The following is a 10,395-nucleotide window of genomic DNA, read 5'->3' as shown; positions in this document are numbered from 1 at the left end:
TTTCAGCCAAGTGTGACTCAACTGAACTTCCATCTAATGCTAAAACGTTACTAGCAGTTGTTTTTGGATTTACATTGTCCCACGCGGTATTATTCGCATTTCTTTGTTGCATTTGTATATTTATATCGCTCATTAAATCACCTTCCTTATATAATCTTATACCAAAAGTCACTTGGGCTTGGACTAGTTGGAGATGTTGGGCTTGTAGTTATTTTTATTCCCCCGCCAGCACCTATATCATTAGTCAATTGGGATAACTTTGTTGGTATATCAGTTGATTTAGCAATTTTAAGCCACACGCTCCACGCGCTACCATCCCAATCTCTATACCAAGTATTCCCGTTGTCTGTAAACCCCAGTTCATGTGCTTTCCCACCTGAAACATCACCCCATTGAGTAATGTGAAGAACTCCATGATAAGTTCCACCATCATTTAATCCATCTGTTGCATTTGACTTTAAATGAACAGTAATCCCTTTATAATCAAATCCATTAAAATTTGTGTTTCTACTATCCGTATAATTCATGCCATTCGCTGTTCCACCATTGGCAGGCAAACTACTAGGTTTATTTTCTAAACTATTATAGTTAGTTGTTCCAGGTGCACCTGTTGCTCCAACATCTCCTTTTGCACCTTGTCCGCCAGTATCACCTTTTGCTCCTGTATCTCCTTTAATTCCTTGGATACCCTGTGAACCATTTATTCCGGGTGCTCCTTGACTTCCAGTTAATCCAGTATCTCCTTTTACCCCATTAATACCGGTTTCACCCTTTGCGCCACTAGCTCCAGTTAATCCTGTATCCCCTTTTGGGCCTTGTGTACCAGCATCACCCCTATCTCCTTTAGGTCCTGTTAAACCTGTATCTCCTTTTGCACCCAGTAAATTATTTGCAGTTCCATCACCAATGAAGACTTCTTTTGTGTCTGTACAAAACCCAAATTGTCCCTCTAGTAGGATGGGTAAATCAGCCTTTAACCCTCTTTTTTCTTGTATAGGTAACTCCGTTACAGACATTCACCTCACCTCCTAAACTTGCTTAAACCAAAAATCTATAGATGTTGGGCTTGCTGGAGCAGTAGTTCCTCTATAAATTTTAGGTGTTGCTGTTATTTGAGCTTGTAAATTACCAGCTATATCACCACTAAGTTGTGATTGAATTGCACTAAACCAAGTGTTAAATTGGGATTGAAAATTTAATTCACTTGCTGACATTGAAGTTGTATAACCACTAGTCGTTGTAGCATACCAACTATCATACGCGGTCTTTTTAGCGGTTGTCCATGCTGTAAAATCTCCATTATATTTACTTTGTTGCGTTGTAAACCAATCTAAATATTGATTAAATATTGCCGTAGTATCAGCTTGTATTAAACTATTAACCCACCCACAATAACTTGTGCTCATTCTTAAATCAGTTATGTTGGCTTGAACTATACTTGTAACTCCTCTAGCAATGTATATATCTGCAATTCCTAACTCATAGCCATCAGCATCTCTTTGCAACATTAGTGCAACTGGACTACTTGCAAGCATACCTTTTTTAACTTTAACAGTAATGTTTCTATTAACTGTGTTATATTGTATTGCAACCCTGTCTATCCTATTTAAAATGCCATCAGCTACTGATATAGGTAATATTAAGTCACTATCATTAATATAGCAATAACCATTAACCCAAGCTTTACCTGCTTTAACCGTAACCGTCATATTTCCATTATTAATAACTTGTAAGTTAGTTGATGGATTAGGAAATACACCATTTGTGAGAAGAGAATTAAAAAAATCAGCAAAATCACTGGCTTTGTATTTTCTATCCCCATTTATACTATTAAAGAAACTGCTCTTTTCCAAACTATCACATCCTTTATTTTAAATTAAACAAAACTACCTCCATCAATATTTGTTATAGCATTACCTCCGGTGCCGGTAATTGCTGTACTGAATTGTTGCTTTGCCATATTCTTAATTTTATCGAGAAGATTGGGAATGTTAGTACCAAATATAGCTTCTAAGTTAAATCCATTAACCTCATAAATTTCTTTAAATTCAATAATTCTGCTATTCATTGTCACACCTAGGTTTTTATCTTGAGCTGTAATAATATCGCCTAAGTCATAGTCTAGTTCATAATTAAAAGAGCCGTAAGGTATTATTCCCACCTCAAAGCTCTTTATTTTTTTAAGTTCATCTAATTTTTGATTTCCTATAGTTTTAAGTTCTGTTACATCTTCCGCCTGAGAACAATCTATAAAACTTTCTATTCTGTCAAACCCACTAACTTCCCCTACTTGTTGGATTAATCTGTTTTCATTATCGCCCTTTCCACCACAATATCCAACATTTTTGTGATTTAAACTGCTATCTATATAGTGCCTACTTTTTAAATTTTCAAAATTTACACTAAAAATTACTGGAGGCAATAGCTCTTGATCAGCTGTTAAATTTCTTCCTTGAATAATATCAAATACAAACTTGTTATTATTAAAATCAAGGTTTATATCCCATCCTAAGTTAGCATATTCTCCAATCTCAGTAAGTTTGTCAGCTAGATTTTCATATCTTGAACGCCATTTATCAGCTATTCCTCTATTTTTATTTTCAGCAATTAATAAATTAGAAATTTTTCTTGAAATATCAATTGAATTAACACAATTTTTTTCTACAAAGTATTTCATTATAGCTTCCTGTGAACCTTCAAAACTATCATATCCACCATTAGACGGAACCATGAGCCTTCTATTGCATAAACCTTTTAGAGTAGGGCCTTTAATTAGCAAAGTATCAGTAGGCTCTCCGTTTTGGTCATATGTGTTTTCTCTGTGCATTATAATACCTACTTTATTAAGCTTATTACCTAATAAAATTAGGTTGCCATCTACAAGTTTATCTGTATAAGATTTATTGATATTTATATGTAGTTCAAATTCCCCCACCTTATAAAATCTTCTTATAAATATTAAACTTTCATAGTTATCAATTTCAGCTAATAGATTAAAATCCTTATCTATAATTCTGATAGGCAATGTGTCCATATTACACCCCCACGTATAGAGGCTTATGGTAAATTACTACCTCTAAATTATCAATACCTTGCTCTGCATCATATTTTAAAAGATTATCACCTACATCGAGTTGTAAAAATGTTGTTTGTAAGTCTATATAATTAAATACATTTGTTGCAACACCATTACGAACCATTTCAACCTTCTTATTGCCAAACTCTGTATTAATTACAAGCTTATCGCCTGCAACAAGAGTTCTTTTAATTTTAATATATTCTTTCGTATAGATATTTAAAATACTTGGATTTACTAAAGTAGCAAGTGATGTAAATTCAATTCTCATGCCACATTCAACATCACCTTTATTCAAAATATTAACTATTAAATTACTTTCTCTATGTCCCATTTCTATTCCTTCATCCGTTAATTCTAAAGCAAATTCAAAGTCACCTACCCACAATGCTATTTCTTCTTTAGATTCAATTGTGTTCGTCCAGAATGGGTTATGGCAATATAGTTGTATAAGAAATTCTTGTACTGGTTCAAACCTGGCTTTAGGAGTAGGACCATCTTGCACTATACATTGTATTTCATGTTCACCAGCACCATTTGTATAAGTCAATACGCCCTGTAGTTTAGGATTAAAGATACTATATAAATCTTGCCTTTTTCTGAACATATCTTCACTATTATCACCTAAAATAGCAACCTCTATATTTAATGTTCGTTCCTCTAATAAAGCTCCATGATAGCTTTTACCATCTTGACCAGGAGCTTTTGACGTTAATATTGTACTTTTGGGAGGGCTTGGGTCAAATTTTTGTAATAAAAAAGGGCCAGAATTTTTTAAAACTATACTCCGTCCCCTATCATTTGTAAAGATTAATTTCTGCATATTTCACCTACTTTTTAAGATGTTAAAAAGCTAATTGTCTTAATGTTGTTTCCATTTCACGTCTTTGTTGGCTTGGAGTTTGGGCAATAGGACTTGTTATGGCGACATTGTATTCATTTGTCGTTGACGTTGTGCTACTGCTAAAGCTTGGACTATTAACTCTCGCTGAATTCATGGCGGCTGCAGATGAAGAATTCATCATCATCATTACGCTTATTGCGTTGGCCCTTTGTTGCGATATTTCAGCTGTTATGCTTGCTATCATACTTTTTATACTATTTATTGCCGGTTGGAATCCATCTGCAAGTCTATCACCAAGAGTTTGCCCAGCCGCCTTGTATTGCTCTCCATAACTATTTAATAATTCTACTATTTCTTTTTGGTTGTTATCCATAACCATTTTTTCAGCTTCAGCTTCAAGATTTGCTTCTTTTAATTTGTCTTCATAGAATTTCTTTACATCTTTTATTTTTTTATCAAGTATCTCTTTGCTATCATTGTATTGCTTATCAAAAACTTCTTTAGTTTCGATGTAATTCTTGTCTAATTCTTTTTTTTCATCTTCAAAGTGTTTTTTTGAATCATTAAGTTCATTTTCTAAAGTTTCTTTTTTAGTTATATATATTAAATTAATAGAGTCCTTTTCTTCTTTTTCAGACTTATCAAGCATTTCCTTTTCAATTCTATAATGTTCTTTGCTATCATCAGTTCTCTTTTTAATATCTTCTTTCTTTACATCATAAATAGTTTTTATAGAATCTTTTTCTGCTTTTTCTGCTTTATCAAGCATTTCCTTTTCAATTCTATAATGCTCTTTACTATCCTCAATTCTTTTTTTAATATCTTCTTTCTTTACATCATATTGACTATTGATGCTTATTTTTTGCTCATCTGCATTTTCCTTTACTGCATCTATTTGTTTCTTTAACTCTTCCTTTTTATCAGTTACAATTTGAGTATGCAATCTCTTGTCACGTTCTGCTTGAAGATTATCTACTTCTGCCTGCATTCCAACTTTATTAAATGCGTTATGTTCATACAAAATTGCATTTTTAAGCTTGCTTATTTTGTCTAGTTCTTCCTTGTCCTTGTCTGCTCTATCTTCCGACTTAGTTTGTTCCTCTAATGCATCTATTTGTGATTGTAAAGCCTTAATCTTTGTGTTTGAAACTTCTTCAATACCTTTAAGTTGACTTTCTTTCCACTTATCCAAATTATCTTTTTCAGCTTCAAATGCTTTTTCAGAAGCTCTTTGAGAATCTTCAAATATTTGTTTTTTAGAATCGTAAACATCTTCCATTCCTTTAGTAGTTTCTTCTTTCCAATCATCTAAATTATTGCTTTCTACCTCAAATGCTTTCTCTGAATCTCTTTTGGAATTTTCAAGATATTCTTTTTTGGCTTCATAAGTATTTTCATTGATCTTAAGTTGGCTTTCTTTCCATTTATCTAATATATCAATCTGCGTATGAATACTCTCTTCAGTTCTTTTCTCATCCACTTCCATAAATTCTTTTTTTGCATTATAAGTATCTTCAATATTCTTAATGCTTGCATCTTTTAAATTACCTAGGTTATCTATTTGCTTCTGAATAGATTCTTCTTTCCCTTTTTCTTCTTCTGTATATTTTTCTTTAATGGCATTTTTAATTTGATCGTTAAGAGCATTCACTTTATCTACAAATGTCTTTTTATCAGCTAATTCTTGTTGCAGTGTTTCTTTGTTCATCTTGCCAATACGCTGTATCTGAATAATTTCTTTATCTGCCTGTTCTTTTCTTAATTCAATTTGTTGTTTTACAGCTTTTTTCTTAGCATCATATTCATCTTTAATGGCATATTTTTTATTACTATTTACACCTCTTAGTGCAATAGTTTCGGAAGCACTTAATTTATCAAATTGACTATTTAACTCTTTTATAGCTGTTGCCGTTGTAGATTTAATTTTTTGTATTTCTTTAGAAATTAAGTCAGCAACCTTTTTAGCTGCTTGGGCTGGTTTATCGCTATTTGCATCTATAGAATCTGCCAAAAGTTGCATGAAGTCTCCGCCGTATGTATCAGCATCTGAAAGTGGCCCTTCGTCTGGCACAGTAAAGTGAAGTACTCTTCTAATTTTATCCGCTACATTTACAACAGAATCTACTACATCTTTTATTTTGTTATTTACACCATCAACAAATCCTTTTATCATGTCGGTACCCCATGTTAATGCTTGACCTGGTAAATCTTTTATAAATTTTATAGCTGAATTGAATCCATTCCTTATAGCACTATCAACGCTACCTATAGTACTTGTTACACCGTTTTTCATACTTAAAAACATATTACTACCTACAGTCTTTAATTTCCCTGGCAAAGCACCAAACCATGTTAAAAGTCCATTCCATATTCCTTTTGCTTCGCTTGCTATAGATGTACATATATTTATAACAGAAGTTTTTAAACCATTCCATGCGCTTGCTGCATTGTTTTTAATACCGTCCCACAAGCCACCCATGAAACCTTTAAATCCATTCCAAATACCTTTTGCAATATTAACCATATTATTCCATTCGAGTTTTAAAAACCCACCAATTGCAGTAACTACACCAGTAAATATTAGTTTTATACCATCCCATATTTGTTTAAAGTCCGCCTTTAGTCCATTAAATATTGCTATTGCATCAGTTTTTAATTTTCCGAAATTTCCGGTAACTAAATCACATATTAGTAGTATTGGACCTAAAAAGATTAATTTAATTGCCTTCCAAACCCCTGTAAAATATAATTTTATTCCGTCAAATACTGTTGCTATGCCATCTTTCATACTATTAAATATGTCGATTACAGCTTTTATAAAAGGGTTAATGATTGCCATTACTCCTGTTCCAATTCCATTCCAAACTGAAAAAAAGAAATTTTTAATTCCAGTCCAAAAGTTAGTAAAAAAAGTACCTATTCCATTCAATGTATCTTTCGTGCTTTGCACTATTTCTTTACATTTATTTGATACAGTGCTTTTGATATTACTAAACGCAGTTGATATGTTTTTGCCTATACCATCCATCTTTTGTGCAGTATCTTCTTTCATCATCTGCCACTTAGTCTTAACCTCACCTGTAGTCCAGTTAACCTCTTTTACATGGTCTTTTGCTTGTAGTTTAGCTTGTGCAACTACTTTATTATTCATATCTGTAGCACTTTTAACTGAACCATCTCTTGTTTTGCCTGCATCAGCTATAAGCTTCTGTGCTTGGCTTGCGCTTATGGTTCCTGTTTCATCTCTTTGTTTGATTATAGCTTTTACAGTTTCATTATATTGACTATTGGCGTTTGCAACTGCCTTAGTTTTTTGAGCAACGCTGTTTTTTACAACGTCTACTGCTTGTTGTGCTGTTATATTCCCTGCCTGTGCTTTCATTCTTTCGAGTATAGATTTACTTTCGAGTTCTGTGCTAGATAGAGTTTTTACTGCATTGGTTTTCATTGTATTTTGTATTGTGTTTATTTTAGCCAGTTCATCAGATTTCAATGCTCTTTTTTCCTTTGTAGCAGTATCTAATATAAGCTTTATTGCTTTTTCTCCATCATCAACACTTTTCCTTTTCTTGTCATTATCTGTCTTCATTTTTGCAAGAATACTTGTTTCCTCTGTAGAACTTAATGCGCTACTTTTTGCGAATGTGTCAGTCATAGTTTTTAGAGATTCATTATAATGTTTATCCATTCCAGTTTTTATCTTTGTACCCATATCTACAAAGGTTTTGGTCAATGAAGTAGCAGTGTCTTTGCTTATTTTTGTACCGCTAAAATTCAAGTTCATTAATGATTTTGTTGCATTAGTATCCAAGTCTAAATAGCCTTGTACTGCTTCTTTAGTTCCTTTACTGATACCTTTGCCAAATAAATCTGCCTTTGGAATAGCATCTGACATTGCAAATTGTACACCTTTTATTGCCCCAACTATACCTATAACTATAGCAGTTACTGGATTTAATAATAACAGTGCACCTACAATTTTTTTAATAGGCCCATCAAGTGAATTAAACATACCTTTTAAAGCATCAAAATGTTTATACACTAAAATAACGCCTGCGACTAATGCCACTACTGCTATAATTGCAAGCCCTATTGGGCCAGTTATAAAAGTAATAGCACCCGCTAGTGCGGTCATGGCTGGAGTCGCTACTACCGCTGCACCTGTTGCTGTTACAGTAGCACCTGTTAATATTCCTATCGCTCCGCTAATTGTAGTAAATACTCCGACAACCGCACCAGCTCCGGCTACAATACTGCCTATACTGCTAAATAGAGTTCCTATAAACATAATTAAAGGGCCAAGAACCGCAATAATTAAACCAATACCCACTATGTTTTTGCGTGTACTTTCATCTAAACTATTAAGATAATTACTTGCTTGTTTAATTTTATCCGTAATTGAAGTTATAATCGGAATTAAAGCTTTCACAATTGTATCTCCAAACTCCGCTGCTGCAATTTGTGCTGCATGTGTAGCCTTTGTAATAACTCCAGTACCATTTGCCATTTGATTTGTAGTATTAGTTACTGATCCACCAGATTTTTTCAGAGCTTCTACATACTCCTGGACTTCGAATCTTCCACCTCTAATTGCATCTGCTAGGTCAGGTCCTGATTTTTGACCGAATACATCTATAGCCATAGTTGTTGCCGCTGCTATGCTAGGTGCTTTTTTTATAGCTTCAAGCGTTTTTGAAAATTCAACCGCACTATCTTTACCAGCTGCACCCCAGTTACTAATTGATTTTTTCATACCACCAAACGCTAGCTCTGTCGTGACTCCAGCTTTTTCCCAAGCAGAAAACATTGCTATACTTGTTTCTGCGTCAAACCCAAGTGCTCGCATAGGTGCACCATACTTAGCGAGATCTGTAGTAAGCCCTTCTATTCCTATACCACTTTTTTGTGCTGCTACTGTAAGCATGTCAAGAACTCTACTATAGTCGGTTGCCTTTATACCAGCATCTCCCATAGCTCTACTTACTAAAGCAACAGAAGTTTTAGCATCCATATTATTTATTTTTGCAAACTTAATAAATTGTAATGTACAGTCCTCTGCTGCCTTACCAGTTAAATTGAATCTTACATTTACTTCTCCCAGGGCTTGACCTATCGTAGCAAAATCTGCGGTAGAATTTCTTCCAATGTTTTTATAAGTTACTTCCAGTTCTTTCGCCGCTTGTCCAGTTGCTCCAGTTGCTTTTATTACTTCATCCATTCCAACCTTTACAGCTTTATAATTTACTACAGCTGTAGCTCCCATACCTGTTACTGCGGCAGATGCAATGCTTACTTTTTTGCCTACGTTAGTTACATTGTCGCCTACTTTTTTTATACTATCCCCTGCGGCAACTATAGACCTACTAGCTGCCGTTCCAACACTTGCATATTGTAAAGCTAATCTTTTTAATTCCTGTTCAGTGTTTATTACTTCCCTTTGTAATGCTCGGTATTGGTCTTCCGATATTTTACCTTGTGCAAATTTAGCTTGTGCTTGTTCTTCTGCAGTTTTTAAAGTCCCAAGTTTCTCTTTAGTATTTGTTATGCTTTTAGCAAGCAATTCTTGTTTTTGTTGTAAAAGCACAGTGTTTTTCGGGTCTAACTTTAAAGCTTTTTCAACTTGTTTCAGCTCTTGCTTTAAATCAGAACTTGATTTGTTAACTCCTTTTAACGCTTTGTCTAACGGAGCTGTGTCTCCATTAATTTCTACGGTTATGCCCTTTATATTATTTCCTGCCATCTTATTCCTCCTTTCTTTTTTTTATTTTCCCATTTTTTCTCTAAGCCTTTTTCTATCTGGAGAAGTTTGGCTCATTCTATAACAATTTTCGAGATACTCATTGCCACTTTCTGTCTGCATATAATTGTAGATTACTGCGTCTCTAAGCAATAACCAAAACTCAAATACTTCTAAATCCTCTAGCCTATCAAAATTATACCCAGTATATTTGCAGACTATTTTTTCCTCAATTGTATTTACCGTAAAATGTCCCTCATCACTATTTCCATCATCGTAAAAAGGGATTTTTAGTTTGGGGAATTTTTAGCTTTACTTAGCCATTCAAAATAGGCGGTTAATATTTGACTCATTTGGTCAAGATCTAATTCATCAATTAATTCATCAGGCACATTATGTCCTGACTTATTTTTGCTTAAGATCATGCCAACTGCTTCTGCCAATTCATCCATTGTGTCCTCATTTTTTGCCTTGCTTAATGCTGTTATTTTCTTTAATGCTTTGAGCTTTGGTGGCTCAACTTCTAGTACCAATTCACCTATTTTAATAGTAAAGTACCTCTTGCTTACAATATTTAAATCAAACATTTAATAACCTCCAAAGGGGCTTTAAGCCCCATTATTTTATACCTTTGCTGTAACTGTAGCCTTACCTGCTTTGATTGCTTTAAATGTACCATCAACTTCAATAATTTCTATTTCATTTCCTGTAACTGCTGTAATATCAATTGCTCCATTC

At 33.8% G+C, this 10,395-nt stretch carries 6 protein-coding genes; all 6 read right to left on the bottom strand.

What is annotated here, in order from left to right:
• Positions 1-146 precede the first annotated feature (146 nt).
• Positions 147-1,016, bottom strand: a complete 870-nt coding sequence (locus Ctaglu_RS23740; protein WP_125006414.1) for a hyaluronate lyase N-terminal domain-containing protein — start codon at positions 1,014-1,016, stop codon at positions 147-149.
• A gap of 12 nt (positions 1,017-1,028) precedes the next feature.
• Positions 1,029-1,853: a hypothetical protein gene (locus Ctaglu_RS23735; protein WP_125006412.1), complete on the bottom strand. Its 825-nt coding sequence runs from the start codon at positions 1,851-1,853 to the stop codon at positions 1,029-1,031.
• A 23-nt stretch (positions 1,854-1,876) separates the two neighbouring features.
• The gene (locus Ctaglu_RS23730; RefSeq protein ID WP_125006410.1) at positions 1,877-3,034 is read right to left on the bottom strand and encodes a siphovirus ReqiPepy6 Gp37-like family protein; all 1,158 of its coding nucleotides are present in this window, start codon (positions 3,032-3,034) and stop codon (positions 1,877-1,879) included.
• A gap of 1 nt (position 3,035) precedes the next feature.
• Positions 3,036-3,899 (bottom strand): phage tail family protein, encoded by an 864-nt coding sequence (locus Ctaglu_RS23725; protein WP_125006408.1) that lies wholly within the window; start codon positions 3,897-3,899, stop codon positions 3,036-3,038.
• A gap of 22 nt (positions 3,900-3,921) precedes the next feature.
• Positions 3,922-9,660, bottom strand: coding sequence for a phage tail tape measure protein (locus tag Ctaglu_RS23720; protein ID WP_125006406.1), 5,739 nt, complete (start codon positions 9,658-9,660; stop codon positions 3,922-3,924).
• A gap of 287 nt (positions 9,661-9,947) precedes the next feature.
• Complete coding sequence (locus Ctaglu_RS23710; RefSeq protein WP_125006404.1) at positions 9,948-10,244, bottom strand: hypothetical protein; 297 nt, start codon at positions 10,242-10,244, stop codon at positions 9,948-9,950.
• Between the last annotated feature and the right edge of the window lie 151 nt (positions 10,245-10,395).

This window comes from Clostridium tagluense, assembly GCF_003865095.1.
GTDB classification, from domain to species: Bacteria; Bacillota; Clostridia; order Clostridiales; family Clostridiaceae; genus Clostridium_AD; species Clostridium_AD tagluense.
Note: the sequence above shows the minus strand (reverse complement) of the source record. Positions and strands in the feature narration are given on the sequence as shown.

Bases quoted from the DNA above. Each gene is read 5' to 3' on its own strand.
- Ctaglu_RS23740 (WP_125006414.1), bottom strand. From the start codon at position 1,016: ATGTCTGTAACGGAGTTACCTATACAAGAAAAAAGAGGGTTAAAGGCT.
- Ctaglu_RS23730 (WP_125006410.1), bottom strand. From the start codon at position 3,034: ATGGACACATTGCCTATCAGAATTATAGATAAGGATTTTAATCTATTA.
- Ctaglu_RS23725 (WP_125006408.1), bottom strand. From the start codon at position 3,899: ATGCAGAAATTAATCTTTACAAATGATAGGGGACGGAGTATAGTTTTA.
- Ctaglu_RS23720 (WP_125006406.1), bottom strand. From the start codon at position 9,660: ATGGCAGGAAATAATATAAAGGGCATAACCGTAGAAATTAATGGAGAC.
- Ctaglu_RS23710 (WP_125006404.1), bottom strand. From the start codon at position 10,244: ATGTTTGATTTAAATATTGTAAGCAAGAGGTACTTTACTATTAAAATA.